This window comes from Pantoea osteomyelitidis (genome assembly GCF_044342975.1).
Lineage (GTDB): Bacteria > Pseudomonadota > Gammaproteobacteria > Enterobacterales > Enterobacteriaceae > Pantoea > Pantoea osteomyelitidis.
Genome location: NZ_JBGFSN010000004.1, coordinates 1,714,947 through 1,738,395 on the forward strand (window position 1 = coordinate 1,714,947; position 23,449 = coordinate 1,738,395).

At 60.1% G+C, this 23,449-nt stretch carries 5 protein-coding genes; all 5 read right to left on the bottom strand.

All coding sequences use genetic code 11. The annotated features are described in order from the left end of the window. Positions 1 to 458 precede the first annotated feature (458 nt). The 5 genes from ABU178_RS13120 to ABU178_RS13140 all read right to left on the bottom strand — a co-directional run bounded on the left by ABU178_RS13120 (position 459) and on the right by ABU178_RS13140 (position 23,147). On the bottom strand, positions 459 to 1,628 hold the full coding sequence (locus tag ABU178_RS13120; protein WP_397215484.1) for an HlyD family efflux transporter periplasmic adaptor subunit: 1,170 nt from the start codon (positions 1,626 to 1,628) through the stop codon (positions 459 to 461). Continuing rightward, positions 1,625 to 3,766, bottom strand: coding sequence for a type I secretion system permease/ATPase (locus ABU178_RS13125; protein WP_397215486.1), 2,142 nt, complete (start codon positions 3,764 to 3,766; stop codon positions 1,625 to 1,627). Before ABU178_RS13125 ends, ABU178_RS13120 begins: the two co-directional genes overlap by 4 nt. Positions 3,767 to 3,795: 29 nt before the next feature. Next, positions 3,796 to 5,151 (bottom strand): TolC family outer membrane protein, encoded by a 1,356-nt coding sequence (locus ABU178_RS13130; protein WP_397215488.1) that lies wholly within the window; start codon positions 5,149 to 5,151, stop codon positions 3,796 to 3,798. Between the two features lie 309 nt (positions 5,152 to 5,460). Continuing rightward, a complete protein-coding gene (locus ABU178_RS13135) occupies positions 5,461 to 7,497 on the bottom strand; it encodes an Ig-like domain-containing protein (RefSeq protein WP_397215490.1) in 2,037 nt (678 codons plus the stop codon). A 425-nt stretch (positions 7,498 to 7,922) separates the two neighbouring features. Further along, positions 7,923 to 23,147, bottom strand: coding sequence for an Ig-like domain-containing protein (locus ABU178_RS13140; protein WP_397215492.1), 15,225 nt, complete (start codon positions 23,145 to 23,147; stop codon positions 7,923 to 7,925). Positions 23,148 to 23,449 lie beyond the last annotated feature (302 nt).

The following is a 23,449-nucleotide window of genomic DNA, read 5'->3' on the forward strand; positions in this document are numbered from 1 at the left end:
GCATTAAAAACTTATTTCTAAATGTAAAAAAGGCAGAACTTTCAGACAGCACATATAGCCAAAAAATATCGCACACATTGTTAAAGCGAAACGGCTTGATGAAATATCAAGGACTTACATTAGGAGGATTGTGAGCACTGAATGATAAAACTTATCAGCCATCAGAGAATACAATAGATCCCGCTATCATCATTTATTTCATTATTACCTTCATTCACCCCGAATGAGTTGTTTACCCTTATTCCTGCCGGACATGATTGTCCGGCTTTTTTTTATTCTCGTTCCGCTTATTTCCTGTCAGCTTGCGTAAGCTTAGTACTAATCTGAAAAATAAGTCCGTTAAGCGAAGCGCATTATTTGTTAATTTACGCACGCTTTGTTTAATAATTCGCAGATTGATTACTGACTTAATTTCTGCCGGTAACGAAGTGAGTTTCTTTTAATCATGGTCTTATATATTATCTTTCCCGCATCGCTTCTTTCACTTTATTTAGCGGCTTGAGTAAGTAATCCATCACCGATTTCTGACCCGTTTTAATCTCCACATTCGCCACCATGCCGGGAACAATCGGGAATTTACGACCTGCGCGGTTGGTCAGCTCCGCTTTTTGCGTGCGCACCCAGACGCGGTAGTAGAACTGGTCACGCTTCACCTCATCCTGAATGGTGTCCGGCGACACGGTTTCCACCTCACCGGCCAGATCGCCATAGATAGAAGAGTCGTAGGCGGTCACCTTCACCACCGCCGGTAAGCCGGGACGGATGTAGGCGATATCGCGCGGGTTGATGCGCGTTTCGATTAGCAGCTGATCTTCCAGCGGCACGATCTCCATCAGCTTGCCGCCCGGCTCCAGCACGCCGCCCACGGTGGTGACCTGAATATCCTTCACGATGCCGCGCACCGGCGAATAGAGAGTGGCGCGCGTCAGCTGATCCTCTTTGCCCGCCAGCACCTGCAGCTGCGCATCAAGATCCGCGTTGTTTTTCACCTGCTCTTCATGGGCACGCACCAGATAGTCGTTACGCGCCTCGTCAATCTTGCCGCGCAGATCGCTGACCTGGCGACGCAGACGGATCACTTCCACCTGCCCTGCCGCGCCTTTGGCGACCAGCGGTTCGGTCATGCGCAGCTCATCCTGTACCAGCCGCAGCGACTGCTGCAGATTGCTGATGGTTTCGGTAAGGTTGCGACGACGTGACTGATAAAGCTGGGTTTCACGTGTAACCAGCTCCGGCTCCTTCAGCGTTTCCTCGCTGAATTTCAGCGGCTCGCCTGAAAGCTCGGCATGCAGACGCTCCGCCGAGGCGCGCAGCGTACGGGTCTTTGCCAGCGCCTCGCCAAAGGTTGACTGAAAGCGCGTGGGGTCGAGCTTCGCCAGCACCTGCGATTTCTCAACGATATCGCCCTCATGCACGTTCAGCTGCTCCACAATGCCGCCATCCAGGCTGTCGATCACCTGAGCGCGGCTGGAAGGCGTCACCTTTCCGGTGCCGACCGTGACTTCATCAAGAATGGCGAAATGCGCCCAGACCAGAAACAGCAGCAGCGCCGCGCTGCAGATCCAGATAATCGCCGACGTGCGCCGCTCGTGGCGTGCAAGATCTTTATCGATCATGACCAGGCTCATGCGACATCTCCTTGTTTTGGCGTAGTGACGGTAGCGCGACGCAGGATTTCATCGCGCGAGCCGTCGGCAACGATGCGTCCGTTATCCATTACCAGGATACGGTCCACCATTTTTAACAATGCCGGGCGATGCGTGACCAGCACCAGCGTACGGCCGCTCATCCACCCCTGCATCTGGCGGATGACGTGCTCTTCCAGCTGTTCATCCATCGCGGCGGTGGGTTCATCCAGCAACACCACCTGCGGCTGACGCAGGATCAGGCGGCTGAGCATCACCATCTGGCGCTGGCCGCCTGACAAACCGCGTCCGCCCTCGTTGATGATGCGATCGAGACTGGCAGCGTCCTGTTGTACCAGCGACAGCGCGCCGCTGATGCGCAGCGCCTGCAGCATCTCCTGCTCGCTGGCGTGCGGATTGCCCAGCATCAGGTTTTGCCGCAGGGTGCCGAAGAAAAGGCGCGAATCGTGAGAAAGCCAGCCGAGCTGACGACGTAAATCCACCGGATCGATGCGGCTGATATCCACCCCATCCACAATCACTTTGCCCTGCGTCGCCAGCGCCTGCCCGGCAAGAATTTTCAGCAGCGTCGATTTCCCCGCCCCCACCTTGCCCAGAATCGCCACCCGCTCGCCCGGCTTGATCTGGAGCTGCTGTACGTTAAGCACGTTTTTTTCGTTTTCTTCGTCATAGGTGTAGTGAACGTTGCGCAAATCATAGTGGCCGGTCAGCGTGGGACAGTGGGCGAGCGTGGCGGCATCGGGCTGATCGAGCGGCTTTTTCAACAGCTCGTCCAGCCCTTTCATCGCGCTTTTGGCGTGCTGCCAGCGGGAAAACACCATGGTGAGCTGCATCAGCGGCGCAATGGTGCGCGACGAGAGCAGGCTGCTCGCCACCAGCGTACCTGTGGTGATCTGACTGTCGAGCACCAGATAGACGCCGAATACCAGCATACCGGCGTAGGTGAGCTGCTGAACCGTAGAGGCCCAGCCGGTGAGACGCGCGCCCCACAGCCGCTGCTGATTGCTGATGGCGGCGCTTACCTCATGGGTCTGCTCCCATTGACGCTGGAAATAGGGTTCCGCCTGCAATGCCTTGATGTCCTCAATGCCTTCAATGGTTTCCACCAGCACCGCATTGCGCAATGCCCCTTCGCGCAGCCCCTCTTTCGCCAGCCGCGCCATCGGGATCTGCACCAGCAGGCCGGGGATAACGATCAGTGGGATCGCCAACAGCGGGATCAATACCAGCCAGCCGCCGATAAAGGCCATAATAAACAGAAACAGAATAACGAAAGGCATATCCGCCGCCGCGCCCACGGTGGTGGAGGTGAGCAGCTCGCGCACCTGGTCGATTTCACGCAGTTGCGAAATAAAGGAACCGGTGGATTTGGGTCGCGCTTCGTTACGGATATTCATCGCGCGGGCAAACAGCATTGAGGAGACTTTAAGATCGATACGTTTTCCCATCAGGTCAGAAACCTGAGTACGCATCAGGCGGATCAAATATTCAATGGCCGCCGCCAGCAGCACGCCGGCAAACAGCACCCAGAGCGTGGGTTGCGACTGCGCCGGGATCACCCGATCGTAAACCTGCATCGAGAACAGAATCCCCGCCAGCGCCAGCACGTTGCCAACCACCGACGCCATAGAGATTTCCGCGATGCGTCGCCCCATACCGCGAAAGTTTTTCCAGAACCAGTGCTCTTCGTAAGGCTGAACAAACTCATCAATGCGCGCATCGCGTCCGCGCGCCGCGACGCCAATCACGCCGACGTCGGGTTGGCTGCGCGCCAGCAGCGGCGCCAGCTCGCTTTCGCGCACCACATCGCCTCCCTCGCTCAGCCAGTAGTGCACATTGTTGTCGCCGTCGATGGCTTCCACCACCGCCACGCTACCGTTTTCCAGCACCAGCACCACCGGCGTGATTTCCTGACGCCAGCGCAGTTTATTTTGCGGCGTCATGGTGAGATGCAGGCCGAGCAGACCCGCCAGGCGCTCCAGTTGTTGTCCCGCTGGCAGATGCTCAAACCAGCGCATCTGCTGACGCAGGGTTTTGCCGTCGGCGGGCTTACCGAAACGGGCGGCCACGCGCAGCATGGCGGCGATCCAGTTGTCGGTATTAAGCGTTTGTGAACTCATAATCGGAACCTTGTCGTGCTTGCGCCACGCTATTGCAGGGAAGGAAGAAGATCGCCGCTGCTCTTTTCGCGGTCGATGCCCATGATATCGAGCAGGTTATCGACGGCGGCGGCATAGCGCACCGTGGCGTCCCAGCCGTCATAAAGCGCCGTCAGACGCATGCTGTCAGCCTGAAACACATCCTGTTCCACGCTAAGCAGATCGTTCAGGCTGCGTTTGCTTAAACGATATTCGTCGGCATAAACGTCGCGGGTGTGGTCGGCGCTGGCGAGCTGCGCTTCACCGGCCAGCTGGCGCTGCTGCGCGCCAATCATGTCTGCATAGGCGGTGGAGGCATTCTGATTGATATCGAGCTTCGCCTGCTGGACCGCCGCCTGCGCCGCTTCCCGCTCCCCTTCCGCCGAGCGGGTGCGGGCGCTGACCAGGCCGCCCTGGTAGAGCGGCGCTTCCACCTGCAGCTGCAGCTCATCATCCCAGTAAGAACGACTGTCGTTCTGGTAGCGCGTGCGCCCCGCCTCGACTTTGATGGTGGGCCAGTGGTTGGCCTGCGCCTGTCGCACCCGCTCGCGCGCCGCTTCCTGCTTCGCCTGCGCGCTGCGCACTGCCGCGCTGCGTTGGTAGGCGATTTTATCGAGGGTAACCTGCTGGCTGAGCAGCGACTGCGGCAGTTCCGGCAGATTATTCGCCACCACCCCGGTGAGCACCGTGAGCTGCGCTCTGGCGGAGCGCTGCTGGGCAAGATACTGCTCAAGGGTGGCGCGCATCCCGGCAATGCGGGTTTCTGCCTGTAAAACGTCTGACTGGGAGTTAAGCCCGGCATCGGCACGCATTTTGGCGATTTCGCGCACATGCTGTAACGAAGCGATATTGGTGCGTGCCGCATCGGCCAGCGCCTGATAGCGCTTGACCTGCAGATAGGCCTGCAGCGTATCCTGGGCGACGGTGGTCATGGTGTCGAAAAGGCTGAAGCGATAAGCGTCCGAAAGGGCATGTTGCTCGTCGATAGCGCCGCCGGTACGACCAAAGTCATACAGCAGCTGGCTCAGGGTAATGCCGCCCGACCCGGCATTATCCAGGCTGCCGGCGGAGTCGGTCTGGTGCGAACGTCCGCCGGAGGCTTGCAGGGAGATTTGCGGATACCATGCGCTTTTCGCCGCATCCAGATCCCCCTGCCCGACATGGATTTGTGCAGCGGCTTCGGAAATTTTAGGGTTACGGGCGAAAGCACGCAGGATAGCATCGCGCAACGTCAGAGTGGCTATTTGCTCTTCGGACGGCGCTGCCTGCCAGTTAAATTCAGCTTTAGGCTCTGCGGCAGCCAGCGACAGGGGGAGAGAAGCTCCCCAACAACCCAATACACACAGGGAAAACAATAATTTGTTCATTATTAACACCAACAAGAGTTCTTTTTGTCATTGTGTTTTCCCGGTGAATACAGCGTAAGCGCGCCAGTAGCGCGGCCTGAAACAGAACATCATTTTTTATTAGTTAAGGTGTCAAAAGCGAAGCGCGGCTTAATGACCCTTAACATTATTAGATCATTTCCCCGGCTTCGTCCTGCAAAAAGCTTATGAATATTTTATTATTTTTCTGGTTGAGCAAAATAGCAGCAGCGGTCGGAAGCGTATAAACAGAGCAGGCGGCCTGAACTGAGCCGCCTGCTGTTTGGTTATATAAACTAATCAAACATTTATTCAGGCGATCGCCTGTAACCCATGCTGATCGTGCAGCAGGTCCGCCAGCGTCGTGGTCACTTCTGCCGCCGCGTTGCTCTCCAGGGCCTGTGAAGTGATCGGCTGCCAGTTTTCGGCGTCGCCCTTTAATTGGGCCAGCAGGCTTTCAGAAACCGGCTCGCTGACCGGGCTGGCGGTGGTGATTTCACCGCTGCCGGTGAGGCTGGTCAGCCAGCTGTTGAGATCGTCATCGTTCGCCGTTGCCAGCAGCGTTGAGATCTGCCGATCGTCACTTTCTGTCGCTGCGGCAAGGGTGGTTGCGCTCTGCACGTCATGCCAGGCCACGGTAACGCTCTGTGTAGCGCTGGCAATGTTGCCGTTGCTGTCCTGCGCCGTGACGGTCATGGTGTAGTCGCCATCATCCAGCGGCGCCAGCTGCCCGGCCAGGATAGTCAGCGCCCAGCCGCCGTCCGCTTTTACCGTGCTGCTGTAGCTCTGATCGCCCAGCGTCAGGGTCACCAGCGCGCCCTGTTCCAGATGCGTGGAGCTGCCTTCAATCAGATGCCAGTTATTCACATCTGCGCTGTCGATAATGCTGTCGTCAAAAGGCGTATTGAGCGTTAAGGTGGGCAGATCGTGGGTTGCGACGGTGAAGAAGTTCTCAAGGGTGTCGCTGGCGCTGTTGCCGTACTGATCCTCCTGCCACACCACTGCGTCAACCGGGCCGTCTGGCAGCGCCAGCAGATCCTCGCTGCTCAGCGTCACCATGCCTGCGACAGGCTCATAGGTTTTGTCGTTGATGGTCAGGCTTTGTACCCCTTCGATATAGAAGCTGAGGTCGCTGTGCGCTTCCTGATAGTTGAGCACCATATCGCCGCCAATATCCAATTCGTAATAGACCGGCGGCAAGGTGGTGATGATATTGAATTCAAACTCTCCATCGATGTAGTTGCCCGCGCCATCGACGCCCCAGGCGTGCAGCTCGCCGCGGTGGATAAAATCCACGACTTCAGCCGCCGGAATGGTCAGACTCCAGCTGCCGTCAGCCAGAATGGTCGCCTGATAATCTTTACCGCCGCCGTCGTTAATCCACAGCGTCTGGCCGGGCGGTACGTTGCTCAGGCTACCGGTCAGGGTCAGCGCCTGCTGCATTTCCAGCGCGTTAACCACGTTATCGCTGGTGACCTTGTCAAAATGCAGTTCCGGAATGCTGTCCCAGTGGGTAATAAGCGTGACGTCGGCACTGGTGGTGCCGACCTTGCCGTTGGGATCGGTTGCGCTCACCTGAACGCTGTAGATCCCGTCCGGGATGGTGCTTAGCTCGGTGTCGCTCAGCGATACCGACCAGTGGCCGTCGCTATCCACAACGCCCTGATAGCTGACGCCGTTAATGATTGCCGTCACCTTTGCGCCCACGGGAAGATGGGTTGAGCTGCCGGTGATCTGCATACCGTACATGCCTTCATTATAACCCACCGCATTATCGTCCATGATGGGATCGAGCGTCAGCGTCGGCGAAATCGTTTTATCAACGTAAAGGCCGAAGTTAACCGTGGTATCGGTGCTGTTGCCCGCCTTATCGGTGATGGTGAGCGTCATGCTGTAGTTACCATCCGGCAAGCCCTGTAGCGTTTCCGGCGGCATTGAGGCGTTCCAGTAGCCCCACTGGTTTACCGTGCTTTGCCAGCTCTGATCGCCAAAGGTGAGCGTGACGGTCGCCCCCGGCTCATCTTCCGCCCGACCGCGCACATGCACCCGGTTATTCGCTTCCCAGGCGGCAATCACGCCATCGCCAGCCACCGGCTCATAAATACGTAGCGCGGCGGGCGGCGTGACATCTGCCGCAACGGTGGTGAGCGCAGTGGTTTGCACGGCTTCGCTGACGCTGCTGCTGGTCGGGATTGACGTAGTTTCGCTCTGCGTCGCCATAACGGGTTCCGCCGCCAGCAGGGCCGCGCTTAACGTTGTGGAGTTGAGAGCTGAGTCGGTGGAGAAAGAGCCCAGTGCGCTTTCTGCCCGCGCCAGACGGGTATTACGTAATTGATCGCTGTTGGCCATTGTTAACCTCGTATCAGGAAAGCGGTTTCATACCGCCTGCATTCAGAAAATCTGAACTGTTCAGGCAGCACGCTGTTTTTACGGGATGCAAAAGCACGCCCGTTTCACCTGGTTTTTACGGGTTACCGGTAAGGCAACAAGGATGCAAAGTCACGCAAAAGGTTGGTCAGAAAACGCTGACCAATAGTGTCACTCTAAGAAATAGGTTTTGATCTGCTGCGCTGCAGGGCAGTGATGGTCGTGCAGCGCAGCTCATACCCTAATGCTCTCCCTGTAACTTTACTACCAGGGAAAATCTGGAAAGCGCGTGCCGTATAACTGCGCAGGATGACGCAAAAAAGAAAAATCAGCAGAGGCGCGCGCCTCTGCTGATTTCATCAGGTTACCTTAAGCTTTACGGGGCGACGAGCGCCCCACCACATTACTTAAACCACATGCACCTGCAGATTATGTTGCACCAGCACATCGCCCAGCGTGTTGTCACTGGTCAGCGCCGAGTTGTGATAGACATCGAAGGTTTGTCCATCCAGCGCACGCTGCCCGGTGTTTTCCCACACGCCGCCGTTGGCGTTCGCCAGCATGACCTGGCTGCCGTCGGCCCCTTTGATGACTAAATCCTCATTCTGCGTATCGGTAATATTAAGCGCCTCATTGAGGTCGAGCTTCACGGCGTTAGTGCCCGATTTACCCAAATCAACAATCTCAATATGTTCGACTTTCAGTCCGAGCGCGGTGAGATCCAGCGTCATGTTTTCACCGTTCAGCACCAGCGTATCGGTACCGGCCCCGCCGTCGATGTGCGAAAAGTGCAGATCGCTGACCGTAACGGTATCGGCCCCGGCGCTGCCGGTTACTGACGCTCCCTCAGCAGTGGTGCCGTCCGCCAGGGCTATCACTACGCCGCCGATGGTGTAGCTCTGATCATCGGCGACAGCGGCGGTAGCCGTAGCGCTGGTCGTATCATCGCTGGTGCTGGCGGTGGTCGCCGTGCTGCTGGCAGTGGTATCGTCCGCATCGGTGGTCAGCGTTGAATCCGGCGTGGCGACCGTCGCAACGGTTGCCATTTTGGCAAACGTTTCTTCGCCGGTGCCTGTGCTGGTGGTCGCGCTGTTGTCTTCTGTTGACGCGACGGCCGCAGAAGTGTCATCAACGGAGAATGTCGCTACTGATGCGGTTGCCGCCGTGGTAACCGGCAGCAGGCTGCCAAGCAGCAGCGTATTGGTCACGGTGCTGCTGTTGCCCGCCACATCGGTGACCGTTACTCGCGCCAACGTACTCAGCGACAGTCCCAGACCTGACACTGAAAGCAGCGACGGCGCAAAAACAGCGCCGAAACGACCAAGCGCATCGGTCGTCGTGTTAACGCTCGGGCCAGGGTTACCGTTCGCCAGCAACAGCGTTACCGTCACGTTTGAACCCGGCGCGGCATTAGACGTGCCGCCGGTAACGCTCAGCCCTACCAACAATGACGTCACAACGCTCAGTACCGGATCGACGCCTACCTGCGGCGTGTTATGTGACAGCGCCGTAAAGGTGCTGTTGGTGATCGCCGTATTGCCGCCCGCATCGGTTACCGTCACGCTCAGGCTTTGGCTGCCGTCAGGAATGGTCACCAGCGTCGAAGTCGGTACGCTGATGCTCCAGGTGCCGCTGCTGGTAACCGTGGTGGTAAAGACATGGCCCGCCAGATTGACGCTTACCGTGCTGCCGACCGCATGGGTGGTCGTGCCGCTGATCGTCTCTGCCGTATTGGCTTCAGCGATGTTGAGATAACCATCGCCGCCAAAGTAGGTGTTGAGCGCTACCGTCGGCGAAGTATGGCTGATGACTGTCAACGCGGACGAGCCGCTGCCGCTGACGCCTGCGCCGTTAGTGACGCTGGCGGTTACGGTATAGCTGCCGTCAGCAATCGCCGCCAGGGTGGCCGCCGGTATGGAGAGGCTCCATGCGCCGCTGCTGTTTACCGTGGCGGTAAAGGTTTGGCTGCCCACCTGGACGCTTACCGTCGAGCCTTCCGCGTTGGTCGCGGTGCCGCTGATGGTCTGTGCGGTTTTCACGTCCGCCACGCTCAGCGCGTTATCGCCAAACAGCGAAGAGATGGTGACTGTCGGCGGCGTATGGCTGATGACGCTCAGGTTGCCGCTGGTAGAAGCCGGGTTGCCGTAAGCATCGCTGGCGCTCACCGTGACCTGCACCGTGCCGTCGGCGATAGTCGCCAGATCGGCACGCGGCACGCTAATGCTCCAGCTGCCGCCGCTGGTCACTTTCGTGGTGTAGGTTACGCCGTTCAGCGTGGTGCTGACCGTGGTGCCCGTCGCCAGATTCGTACTGGTGCCGCTGATAGTCTGGTTGGTAGTGAGATCGCCAGCGCTCAGAATGCCGTCGCCAAATACGGTATTGAGCGTCAGAGTCGGCTGCGTCAGACCAAGCTGCACGCCAGCGCTGACGCTGCTGACGTTGCCGACAGCATCAGTCACCGCGACGCCGACAGTGAGATTGCCGGTCAGCAGCGTACCCAGCAGATCTGGCGAAACCTGGGCGCTAAAGGCACCGTTAGCGCCAACGGTAGCGTTCAGGGTGGTAGTGCCGATATTAATGCGCACCGCCGTTCCCTGAGCTACGTTGGAGATGGTGCCGCTGATGGTCTGCGTCACCAGAGATTCCGCCAGGTTAAGCACGCCGTCGCCGAACAGTGGGTTCAGGGTAATTTGCGGCAGGTTGTGAATACCGACCAGCGCCCCAGCGGTGCTGCTTGCGGTATTCCCTGCGCTGTCCGTCACGCTGACATTAACTGTCAGATTGCCGTCGGCGATGCCCTGCAAAATAGCGGGCGTCAGGGTCACGCTGAAGTTGCCGTTGGCATCGGTGGTGGTCGCCAGCTGCTGGCCCGCCACAGAGACCGTGACACGGGAACCTGCTTCTGCACCGCCGATCACGCCGCTAACGGTTTGATTAAGCAGCGCATCCGCTACGTTCAGCAAACCATCGCCAAACAACGGATTAATCGTCACCGTTGGCAGCAGGGTATCAACCCGTACCGTAGCCGTTGTGCTGACGGTATTGCCTGCCAGTCCCTGCACGTTCACGCCCAGGGAGAGATTGCCCTGCGCCAGCGCGCCCAGAATGTCAGGCGTGACGGTGGCGGAGAAGGCGCCGTCCTGTCCTACCGTGGCGGTGCCGATAGCGGTGCCGCCGAGCGTCAGGTTGACGGTGCTGCCCGCCGCAACGTTATTGACCACGCCGCTGATAGTCTGACTGGTGAGAATATCGGCTGCGTTCAGAATGCCGTCGCCAAACAGCGATGTCAGGCTGATGGTCGGCTGCGCGGTGAAGATACCGATGGTCGCGGAGTTGGTTGCCACGTTACCGGCGGCGTCCGTGACGCTAACGCCCAGCGTCAGGTTGCCGTTCAGCAGCGAAGAGAGATCCGCCGTCGGCAGCGTTACGCTCCAGTTGCCTCCCGCCTGCACGGTGGTGGTGTAGGTATGGCTGCCCAGGGCGACCGTAACCTGCGAGCCCGCCGCCGCATTGCTGACGGTGCCGCTCACCGTCTGATCCACCAGCGATTCCGCGATGTTCAGCAAATTATCGCCGCCAAATAGCCCCGTCAGGGTGTTCACGACCGGCAGGTTATCGACAATGGCGGTCAGCAGGCCCGTTGTGCTGTCAGTGTTACCATTGGCGTCGGTGACGGTCACGTTAGCCGTGAGGTTGCCGTCCGTCAGGGTTTGCAGCAGCTCGGGCTGCACGGTAATCGACCAGCGGCCATCCTGCGCCACGGTGGTGCTGAGCGTAAGATCGCCCAGCGCCACGCTGACCACCGAACCGGCACCGGCCGATGCAACCGTACCGGTAATGGTCTGCGCCACCGCGGTATCCGCCGCGTTCAGGAAACCATCGCCAAAGATCGAGTCAACCACCACATTGAGCGCGCTGTTCACCACCTTGTTAATGGTGACGGTGGCATCAGTCTGGTTGCCCGCCGGATCGCTGACGCGCACGCCGAACAGCAGAGTGCCATCGGTCACATCGCCGAGTACCCCCGGCGTCAGGTTGAAGCTGAAGGTGCCGTCGGCTGCCACCGTCGCCGTGGCGATCGGGTTCGCATCGCCTGCGTAAAGCCCCACCGTTTCGCCGCCCTGGGCGTTGGTAACCCGACCATTCAGCACTGTTCCCGCCGCAATTTCGGTGGCATTGAGGATATTATCCCCGAGAATGGCGTCAACCTGAATCAGCGGCGTGGCGGTATCAACGGTGATGGTCTGGCTTGCCGTACCGGTGTTGCCGGCAGCATCGCTGAGCTGAGCGCTAATCTGCTGCGCGCCTTCCGGCAGCGCCTGCATGGCGGCAGCGGGTACCGCCGCTGACCAGCTACCGTCTGCTTGCACAACGGCGCTGTAAGTGGTGCCGTTGAGCGTGACCAGCACAAAACGTCCCGCATCAGCCTGGCTGGCAGTACCGGTAATCACCTGATTGGTATCGCTTTCCGCCGCGTTGACGTAGCCGTCGCCGGTAAAGGCATTGATAGTCAGCGTCGGTATAGTGCGATCCACTACCACGCTGTTGCTGGTGGTAAAGGTCTCGGTACCGTTCGTCGCCGTTACTGTCACCGGCACGGTGGCATCGTCGCCGAACGTGGCGGTATCTACCGTCAGGCTCCAGGTGCCGTCAGAATTTACCGTGGCGGCAGAGGTCACGCCATTGAGGGTAACAGTAACCGCTGCCGTCGCATCGGATACCGTACCGTTCAGGGTGGTTGTCGCGCCGTCGGCAGCGTTGATGACGTTATCGCCGCTAATCGGATCCAGCACAGCCGACAGGCCTGCTGGCGGCGTGAGGTCAACCGTCACGTTCACCGGCAGCACAACCGGGTTGCCTGCCAGGTCGGTCAGGGTAACCTGAATCGTGCTGTCAGCGGTAAAGCTGGCAACCTGATCCGCAGAGAGCAAAATGCTCCAGCTACCGTCGCCGTTCACCGTGGTGGAGGCGGTCTGTCCGTTAAAGCTTACGCTGACCAGCGAACCCGGCTCGGCGCCGGTCGAAGTGCCGCTCAGCAGCTGAGGCGACTGCGACTCGGCATAGTCGAGAACGTTGTCGCCAGCAAACGTCACGTTAGCCAGCGCTGGCGGAGCAGTATCCACCGTCAGCGTATTGCTGATGGTGGCCGAGTTGCCATTCGCATCCGTTGCGGTCACTGAAACCGGATAGGTTCCGTCATTAAACGCCAACAGCTGCGCGTTCGACAGCGGCAGAGACCAGACGCCGTTGGCATCAACGGTTAAGCCATCACCGGCATCGTAACGTTGATCGCCCATGGTCACGACCACGGATTGCCCCGCGCCGGTTACGCCGGTGGTACCGGTCAGGGTAAAGCCGCTCGCTACCGCCTGTGCATTGAGATAGCCGGTATTATAGGCCGCATCGACCGCCGGAGTCGGCGCGGTCAGCGCTGCGTTAAAGTCGAACGGCGTCGTGGTGGTGTTGCCCGCCGCATCGGTAATCGTGACGTTAAAGGCATGTGCTCCGGTGCCGAGCGTGCTCAGCGTGCCCGCCGGGATAGCAACGCTCCAGAGGCCATTGGCATCCACCGTACCGAGATAGCGCGCGCCGTTGGCATCCACCGTCACGCTGACGGCCTGATTGGCCCCGCTGGAGCCGGTGTTGCCCGTCAGGGTAATACCGGCAGCCGCTTCGGCAATATTGAGCGTCAAGTCGGTGCCGAGCGATGCGGTATCATCAAAGGTTGGCGTAACCGTCTGAACGCCGGTCGTTACCGTCTGGGTGACGGTATCGCTGTTCTGGGCAAAATCGGTGGCGGTCACGCTGATGGTATGAGCGCCGTTAGCCAGAGCCTGCATCTGCTCCGGCGTCAGGGCATAGCTCCAGTTGCCGGTGCTGGTATCCACGGTGGCAAGCAAAGGCTGGTCGCCTGGGCCGTCGTTCAGCCCGCTGATGATCAGGCTGACGGTTTGCCCCGTGCTGGTGATGCCGGTATTGCCGCTCAGCGTCTGAGCTGTTGCCGCCTCAGCCGCACTCAGCGCCCCGTCGCCGAACGGCAGCGTAAAGGTGGCATCCGGTACAGTGTTAATGGCAACCTGCAGAGCGGAACTGAAGCTGTTGCTGTTGCCCACGTCGTCAGTTACGGTGACGGTCACCGGCCAGGTGCCGTCTGGCAATCCGCGCAGCGTGGCGGTTGGAATCGCCAGCGACCAGGTGCCCGCCGCCGTATCCACAGCGGCATCGTAAAGCGTACCGTTAATATTGACCGTGACGGATTCCGCGTTGGCGGCGCCAAGCTGTCCGGTCAGCGTGCCGTCGCTCTGCGCTTCAGTAAAGTTAAGAATGTTATCGCCAAACGCCGTATCCAGCGTCGGTGCCACGATGGGGGCGGTAGCAAGGGTAAAGTCTTGCGTCGCGTCGCTGCTATTGCCGGCGAGATCGGTGGTGGTAACCGTCAGGGTGTGGGTGCCGTCCTGCAACACACCAAGCTGTGCAGGCGTCAGGACGGCGGTCCAGTTGCCGTTTTCATCTATCGTGACCGGCACCGGGGCGCCGTCTACCGTCACCGTCAATGTCTGGACGTCTGTCAGCGTTGCAGTACCGCTCACCTGCTGGGCTGTTACCGCCTCGCTGGCATTCACCGTATTGTCGCCGAACAACGGCAGAGTAATCACCGGATCGGCCGGTGGCGTAAAGATGACTTCCAGTCCGCTGCTTATCTGCGCCGGGTTACCCACTACATCGCTGGCGCTGACGGTAATCTGCGTGACGCCTTCATCCAGCGTGACCAGATCGCCAGCCGGAATAGCGAGACTCCAGGCATTATTGGTCACCGTGGCGGTATAGGTGAGATTGCCAATCACAACGGTGACCGGCGTGCCATCTGCCAGGTTGGCGGCAGTGCCATTCAGCGTAGTCGCCCCGGTTGACTCGGTTTGGCTCAGGAAGCCGTCGGCGAACGGCGTATTGGCTGTATCCAGCGTCAGGGTCGGCAGGTTATTTACAATAACGTTCAGCGGCGCGCTGCCGTTGGTAACGTTGCCGTCGGCGTCAGTAACCTGTACCGCTACCGTCTGCGCGCCATCAGGCAGCTGCTGCAAATCTGCTGGCGGAATGGTCAGACTCCAGCTGCCGTCAGTGCCTACCGTGGTGGTGTAACTGTTGCCATTCAGCGAGACCGTTACCGTGGTGGGAGCATCGCCCGCCGCCACCGGATCGCTGCCGCCGCTGACGACCAGCCCCGCCAGCGCTTCCGCCAGGCTGAGATCGGCGCCTGCATCCAGCGTCAGACCCGTCAACGCAGGCGCATCGCTGTTAACGGTAAAGTCATCGGCGACAAGCACCGGGTTGCCCGCCAGATCGGTAGCGCTGGCGCTGATGTCGACGCTGCCCTGCGGCAAATTGCCCAGATCGGCGACCGGCACGCTAATGTTCCAGTTGCCGTTGGCGTCGGCCGTCGCGCTGTACTCAACTTCATTCAGCACCACGGTAATCACTCTTCCCTCCAGGAAAGTGCTGGCGCCGCTGATGGTTAAAGGCTGTCCCGCTTCCTGCGCATTCAGCACGTCGTTGCCGGCGATGGCGTCAAAGGTGATGGTCGGCTGCACGGCGGCGCTGGCCACGACGGTAAAGCCACCGCTGACGCTGGCCGGATTGCCTGTTACGTCAGTCGCAATCACGGTGAGGCTTTGCGCGCCGTCCGCCAGCGCGCCAACCACCTCCGCCGGAACAGAAACGCTCCAGCTACCGTCCGGACCCACCGTGCCGCTGTAGTTCTGATCGTTCAGCGTGACGGTCACAACCTGTCCGGCTTCCAGATTGGTGCTGGTGCCGCTGATAGCCAGCGCTGCGCCTGCCTCTTGCGCATTCACATAGCCGTCGGTGCTGATAGCGTTAAGCGTGAGGGTGGGCAGATCGGCGGTATCCGCATCGCGCGACAGGGTTTCCGTCAGCGTCGTGCTGTTGCCTGCCGCGTCGGTGAGTGTGACGCTGATGTCATAGTCGCCATCCGGCAGCCCCTGCATCACGCTGGCGGGCAGAATCACGCTCCAGGTACCGTCGCTCAACACCTGGGTCTGGTAATTTTGGCCGTTAAACGCCAGGGTGACGTTAACCGGCTGACCGGCATCCTGCAGCGACGCGGTGCCACTGATGGTGACATCTTGCGCCACCTCCAGTGAGTTGATGACGTTGTCGCCAGAGATGGCGTTCAACGTCAGTTCTGGATCGGTAAAGTCGACAACAACGCTGCTCTCGATGCTGCCGCTATTGCCTGCCGTATCGGTCGCCGTCACCGTAATGGTTGCCGTGCCTTCCGGCAGGGCTTGCAAAATGGTGTTATCCAGCGACAGCGACCAGTTGCCTTGCGCATCCACGTCGGCGTCGTAGCGGGTGCCGTTAAGGGTGACCACCACGCTTTGTCCCGCTTCAGCAATACCGGTGGAGCCACTGAGCGTCTGGCCCGCTGCGGCTTCGTCGCTGCCCAGATAGCCGTCGGTGAAGGGCGTATCAAGCAGCACGCCGGGCGTGGCCGTCGCCACCGTAATATCACGGATTTCCGTCACGGCGTTGCCTGCCGCGTCGCTGACCGTCGCGGTCAGCGGATAACTGCCGGGAGCGATGCCCGCCAGCGCGCCCGCGGGCAGATCGAATGTCCAGCTTCCATCCGCGCCTGAGGTGGTGGTCCAGACCTGGCCGTTCAGGGTAATGGTCACCCGCTGACCTTCACCGGCATCGGTGTCGCCGCTCAGGGTGATCACCGCGCCGCTTTCCAGCGCATTGACCACGTCGTCGCCCGTGACCGCATCGATCGTCAGCGTCGGCGCCGTCACGTCTATCGCCACGCTGGCGTCAGTGGTGTTGCTGTTGCCTGCTGCGTCGGTCGCGGTAACGGTGTAGGTCAGCGCGCCGTCGCTCAGACCGGTCAGCGCGCCTGTCGGCAGCGTCAGGCTCCAGTTGCCGTTAGCCTCCACGGTTGCCGGGTAGTTCGCGCCGTTGAAAGCCACGGTAACCGTCTGGCCGTCGCCGCTGACGCCGGTGGTGCCGCTAAGCGTCTGGAGTTGATTCAAATCGCTGGCGTTCAGCGTGCCGTCGCCAAAGGCGGAGGTAACGACGGGATCGGGAAGCGTGTTTATCAGCACATTTAATGTACTGTTGCTGCTAAGGGTTGCGCCTGTGCTATCCGTCGTGGTGACGGTCAGCGTATTCGCGCCGTCCGGCAACGCCTCCAGCGCCTCCGCAGGCACGATGATGCTCCAGCGTCCGCCAGCTGTAACCTGCGCGCTGTAGGTCTGATTATTCAACAGCAGCGTAACGGTGCTGCCCAGGGGTACGTTTGCCGAGCTGCCGGTCACAATCAACGGCAGATCCGCCTCCTGTGCATTCAGGTAGTTATCGTTGCTGACGGCATCCAGCGAAAGGCCCGAAGCGGTGCTGTTAAAGGTCAGCGGCACATCCTGGCTGGCAGGGTTGCCTGCCGCGTCGGTCACCGCCACGCTCAGGGTGGTAGTACCATCAGCGATTTGCTGCAACACGCCAGCGCTGACCGTCAGGCTCCAGCTGCCGCTCGCCTGCACCTGGGCGGTATAAACCTGAGTACCCAGCGTCACGGTGACAATTTGCCCCGGCTCGACGTTAGTGGTTGTGCCGCTCAGCAGCTGATCGGTCTGACGCTCCGCGCCATCGATAACGTTGTCGCCAGCAAAGGCGTTCACCGTCAGCACAGGCAGGCTGCCCGCTCCGGCTTTTACCGCCAGCGTCGTGTCGCTGCTGGCGACGTTGCCCGCCGCATCGGTAGCCGTGATGGAAAGCGGCCAGGCGGTATCGGCAAGACCGCTGAAGGCGGTCGCGGGCAGCGTTAACGTCCAGTTGCCATTGACGTCAGCGGTCGTGCTGTAGGTGGCGCCGTTAAAGCTGGCGACAATCTGCGCGTTTGGATCGCTGCTGCCGGTCAGGTCGAGCGGCTGCGTCACTTCAGCGGCGTTAAGCACGCCATCGCCCGCCGGGGTATTGACACTCAGCGTCGGCGCAACGGTATCCACCAGCACGCTGCCGTCAACGGTCGCGCTGTTGCCTGCGATATCCGTCAGCGTCACGCTGTAAGCATTGCTGCCCTGCGGCAGCGCGGCCAGGGTTTCAGCGGGCAGACTGACGCTCCAGTTGCCCGCGTTGTCTACCGTACCGCTGTAGCTGACGCCGTTGATCAGCACGCTCACGCTCTGGCCGTCGCCGGTAAGACCAGTGCTGCCGGTCAGGGTACCTGCGGCGGTCACATCTTGCGCGTTCAGCGAGCCGTCGCCAAAAGCAGGATCAAGCACGGGCTGCGGCTGGCTGGCCGCCAGCAGATTTACCGTGCTGCTGCTGGTAACGGTATTGCCCGCCGCATCGACCACACTGGTAGTGAGCGTCAGAGCGCCGTCAGGCACGCCGCTCAGCGCGCCGGCGGGCACGGTGGCGCTCCAGCTGCCGTCGGCGTTAACCGTGGCGCTCCAGGCCACGCCGTTCAGCGTGACCGTTACCAGGCTGCCTGTCGCAACGTTGCTGGTACTGCCGCTAACGGCGAAATCCGCCGCCGCTTCCGTCGCGTTCAGATAGTTATCGCCACTTACCGGCGCCACGGCAATGCTGCTGGCGCTGGTATTGATTTGATAAGCAACGTCAGCGCTGGCGCTGTTTCCGGCGGCGTCAGCAACGCTGACGCTCAGCGTCTGGCTGCCGTCGCTCAGACCGGCAAACGCTCCGGCTGGCAACGTGACGCTCCAGTCGCCACTGGCGGCCACCACGCCGCTGTAGTTCACGCCGTTCAGCGTCACGATCACCACCTGTCCCTGTTCGACGTTGGTGGTGCTGCCGGTCAGAGTTTGTGGCTGCTGTAGCTCAGCGGCATCCACAATGCCGTTGCCAGCAAAGGTATCGCTATCCACGCTCAGCGTCGGCTGCGTGGCCGGATCCGCATCCACGAATAGCGTGGAAGTTTGTACGGTCTGATTGCCCTGCGCGTCGGTAATGGTAACGGTCAGGGGATTGTCGCCATTCGGTAACGTCGCCAGATCGGTTTGCGGGATTTGCAGCGTCCAGCGTCCATTGACGGAAACCAGTGTCCGATAGAATTTGCCGTTCAGCTCCGCCTGAACGCTATCGCCGTACTGTCCGCTGCCGCTCAGAACCAGCGGTTGCGTCAGCTCGCTGCTGTTCAGCGTACCGTCTCCGCCGACCGGATCGACGCTAAGCGGCGGCAGCGCGGTGTCGACCGTCAGGGGAATTTGCTGCACGTTGCTGTTGCCCGCCGTATCGCTGACGGTAACGCTGATGGGGTTACTGCCGCTATTCAGAGCGGAAAGATCGCTAACGGGCACTTCCAGCGACCAGTTTCCATCGCTGCCGATGGTGGTGCTGTAGCTGACGCCGTTCAACTCAACGTTGACGCTGTCCCCGGCGCTGCCGCTGCCGCTCAGCACCAGCGGCGCCTCTTGCTCGCTGGCGTTCAGCGTGCCGTCGCCGGCTGGTGTATTCACGCTGAAGTCAGGTGCCGTGGTATCAACCGTCACCGGGTAAGCGGTAGTCGCTTCATTACCGCCCGGCGACGTCACGGTCACAGTCAGATCGTAGCGACCGTCGTTCAGCGCCTGCAAATCCGCAGCCGGAACGGTGGCGCTCCAGCTGCCGTCCGCCGCGACGGCGGCGGAATAGCTATTGCCGCCCAGCTCAAGCGCTAGCGTACTGCCGGGCGCGACGTTGCCGGACAGCGTCAGATCAACCTGCGTTTCATCCGCATTAATAATATTATCGCCAGCAACCGGATCGACCACGAGGGTTGGCGCGACGGTATCGACCAGCACGGTAGCCGTGGCGCTGTTGCTGTTGCCCGCCGCATCGCTGCTGGTTACCGTCAGAACGTTATTGCCCTGGCCGAGCGCCTGCAGCGCGCTGGGGGGAAGATCGACGCTCCAGTTGCCCTGAGCGTCAACGGTCGCCTGATAGCTGGCGTTGCCAATAATGACCTGCACGCCCTGACCTGCCCCCGCGACGCCGGTGCTGCCGCTTAGCGTCTGAACGCTGTCCGCTTCCTCGCTGTTCAGCACCCCGTCGGCGAACGGCGTATTGATAGTAGGAACCGGCAGCGGCGTGGTGGCCACATTCAATGTTTGCGTGATTTCAACGCCCGACGCGGTGATGGTTACTGTCTGATCGCCCTGGGCAAGCGCGCTGAGATCCGCTGTCGGCACGGTAACCATCCAGTTACCGCTCTGATCCGTTACGCCAGAGTAAGTCACGCCGTTGAGCGCAACGGTGACTTCCGTCCCGGTCGGCAGGTTCACGGAGCTGCCGCTAATCGTCAGATCCACCGCCGCCTCTGCGGCATTCAGCGCATTATCGTTGGCGACAGGTGAAACGGCCAGCAGCGGATCGGTGGTTTCCAGCACGGTATAAGTGCCCGTCACCGGTGTCACGCTATTGCCTGCCACGTCGGTAACGGTCGCGGTAAAGGTTTGCGTGCCGGTCAAGCCAGAAAGCGCGCCCGCAGGCAGCGTGACGCTCCAGCCGCCGCCAGGCTGTACCACACCGTCGTAGCTGGAACCGTTAATGGTAACGGTAACCGTCTGGCCGGGCGTGACGTTGGTGGTGGTGCCGGTTATTTGCAGGTCGCTGAGCTGTTCCGCACGATCCAATACGTCGTCGCCGGCGAAGGGATCCAGGGTCAGGGTGGGCAGCGCGTTCGCGACTACCGTTACGTCGGAGACACTGGTGCTGGCATTACCGGCGCTGTCGGTTACGGTTGCGGTGACCGGATAAATGCCATCATCCAGACCCTCTACAGTGACGGCGGGAACGGTAACGCTCCAGTTGCCGTTTTCATCGACGGTAGCGGGATAAGTGGTGCCAGCGAAATCCACCGAGACGCTATCACCCTGCGTGCCGCCGCTGCCGCTCAGCACCAGATCCTGGCCGCTTTCGTTACTGTTGATATAGCCGTCGCTGGCGGGTTGCGTAATAGCGACTGTCGGCGGCGTGGTACTGAACGTCAGGCTTTCGTCGCTGCTGCTGCTGTTGCCCAGCGGATCGGTTGCGCTAATCACCACGGGTTGCGTACCGTTCGGTACCTGAGTCAGATCGGCGGAAGGAATGGTGACGCTCCATGTGCCGTTTTCGTTAACCGTGGCGGTATAAGTCTGGCCGTTCAGGCTGACGCTGATGGTATCGCCAGCGGTGCCGTTACCGGTGATCGCCAGCGGCTGCCCCGCGTCAGTGGCGTTGATGACGCCATCGCCACCCAGCGGATCGACGTCCAGCGTCGGCGTTGCCGCCGCCATGTTAATCGTGTTCTGCTGGCTGTTGCTGTTGCCAACGGCGTCGGTGACCGTCACGGTAATGGCATTGTCGCCAGCGGGCAGCGCCGCCAGCGCATCAGCGGGAACAGAAATCGTCCATTGCCCGTTTTCGCCGATAACGGTGTTGTATGGCGTGCCGTTCAGGGTCGCGACGACGGTATCGCCAGGCGCGCCGCTGCCGCTCAGGATCAGCGGCTGGTTGAGATCGGTGTTGGTCAGCACGCCGTCGCCGCCAGGGGTATTTACCACCAGCGACGGTAATTGTGTATCAATAGCGAGCGTCTGCGAGCGGGTGGCGACATTACCTGCGGCATCGCTGGTCGTCACCTGCACGGCATAGGCGCTGCCGTCCGCCAGTTCAGCCAGCGCAGCGGCAGGCACGGTGACGCTCCAGCTGCCGTTATTGTCCACCGTGGCGCTGTAGTTCTGATTGTTCAGGGTAACGGTAATCAGATCGCCGGGGTCGCCTGTACCGCTGATGGGCAGATCGTTGACCGCTTCCGTGCTGTTCAGCATGTTATCGGTAGCTACCGGGTCAAGCGTTAACGTTGGCGGCAAGGTATCCACGGTAAAGTCTTGCGTCAGGGTCTCGCTGTTACCTGCCGCATCCGTAACCGTGACCGTCAGGCGGCCCGCCCCCTGCGACAGCAGCTGAAGCGCGCTGGCGGGCAGGTTGAGGTTCCAGCTGCCGTCCTGACCGACGACGGCGCTGTAAATCTGGCCGTTAAGCGTTACCTGTACCTGCTGACCCTCGCCCACTACCCCGGTATTGCCGCTCAGGGTCTGATCGCGGGTAACCTCCTCGCCGTTCAGTATGCCGTCCGTAAAGGGCGTATCGATGGCTGCGGAGAGCTGCGTATTCACCGCCACAGTCAGGGACGCGCTGTCGGCCAGCACAGTGCCGCTGCTGTCGATCACGCTGGCGGTCAACGTCTGAGTACCATTGCCGATGCCGGTGAATGCGCTGGATGGAATGGTGATATTCCAGCTGCCGTCGCTATTTACCGTGCCGCTGTAGGAGGTGCCATTGAAATTAAGGCTGACAATCGCCCCTTCCGCCACGCCAAAGGTGCGTCCGCTGACAGAAAGATCGGCAGTCGCTTCCTGCGCATTCAGATAGCCGTCGCCGCTCAGCGGTTCGACGATCGCAATCAGACCGGGTTCGCCGGCGGCAGGCTCCACAATAACACTATGGCTGGCGCTGGCGCTCAGGCCTGCCGCATTGCTGACGCTGACGTTAAAGGTGGCGGTGCCCGCCGCCAGCGAGGCCAGCGCGCTGGCAGGTACGTTGACGCTCCAGCTGCCGTCCGCGCCGACGGCAGCGTTATAGGTCTGGCCGTTCAGGTTAACGGTAACAACCTGACCCGCTTCGACGTTAGTGGTGGTGCCGGAGAGCGTCTGCGCGCTGCCTTTCTCGTTGTTGTCGAGCACATCGTCGCCAGCAAAGGCCGCGACGGCGATGGTTGGCGTGGCTGGCTCGCTGGCAGTGGGCTGGACAGTGAAATCATGGCTGGCGCTGGCGCTCAGACCCGCCGCATTATTGACACTGACGTTAAAGGTGGCGGTGCCCGCCGCCAGTGCGGCCAGTGCGCTGGCAGGCACGCTGACGCTCCAGCTGCCGTCCGCGCCGACGGTGGCGTTATAGGCCTGGCCGTTCAGGGTAACGGTGACAATCTGACCCGCTTCGACGTTAGTGGTGGTGCCGGAGAGCGTCTGTGCGCTGCCTTTCTCGCCGTTGTCGAGGATATCGTCGCTGGCGAAGGCATTAACGGTAATCACAGGCGTTGCGGCTTCAGGCGGAGTTGGCGTGACGCCGCTGCCGTTATTGTCATTGCCGCCTCCACCTCCACCGCCCGCCCCAAGGGCGATGCCGCCCAAGCCCAGAATGCCCAGACCGCTGGCCGCGATCACGCCGGTAGAGACATTGTCGGTTTCAGCCAGCAGCAAAGGCTCTACGCTGCCCAAGGATTCATAGCTGGGCGTCATCGCCACAGCGGCGGTGTCGGTCACGCCAGCTGTGGTGGGGAAAAGCGCGTGCTCGGCGGGATTTATACCGTCGTCAAAAACCAGTTCGCTGTGTTCGCCGTTAAGATCGTCGAAAAAGAATTTCTGATAACGCACCGTGCTGCCGTCGCGCATGTGCAAAACAAGATCGTTACCCTGGCGCTCATACTGAGCCACCATCTCGCGCGTGCCGTTGATGCGCACCACACTGGGTTGATTGAGGATGACAGTATGAGAAGAACCGCTATTAGTCTGGGAGATGAGCGTGCCGTCTTCACGGGAGATGATGTCGACTCGACCTTGAGTGAGCTGTGCCATGTTATAAACCTCTACTACACCAGTTTTGGTAATGTTCTGAATTCAAAAACATAAATTATTTTTATATTTTCGAAAACAACATGTTATGTCACCTTGTTAAAGAAAAAGGTGTTTTTACCTGGTGTTTAACAGAAGCCTGATTCACAGCTTATTTTCACCACAGCGACCTGGACCTGGTCCGATGCGGCTTTTTTATAATGTTACTCAACAAAGGTTATAATTTTTTATCCCTTTATGGTTGATTAATATTTATCGTAACGAAAAGAAAAATCAATTTTAACATTAAAAAATTATTATGATTT

Excerpts from the sequence above, each read along its gene's own strand:
- ABU178_RS13120 (WP_397215484.1), bottom strand. The coding sequence starts at position 1,628 with ATGAGCCTGGTCATGATCGATAAAGATCTTGCACGCCACGAGCGGCGC.
- ABU178_RS13125 (WP_397215486.1), bottom strand. The coding sequence starts at position 3,766 with ATGAGTTCACAAACGCTTAATACCGACAACTGGATCGCCGCCATGCTG.
- ABU178_RS13130 (WP_397215488.1), bottom strand. The coding sequence starts at position 5,151 with ATGAACAAATTATTGTTTTCCCTGTGTGTATTGGGTTGTTGGGGAGCT.
- ABU178_RS13135 (WP_397215490.1), bottom strand. The coding sequence starts at position 7,497 with ATGGCCAACAGCGATCAATTACGTAATACCCGTCTGGCGCGGGCAGAA.
- ABU178_RS13140 (WP_397215492.1), bottom strand. The coding sequence starts at position 23,147 with ATGGCACAGCTCACTCAAGGTCGAGTCGACATCATCTCCCGTGAAGAC.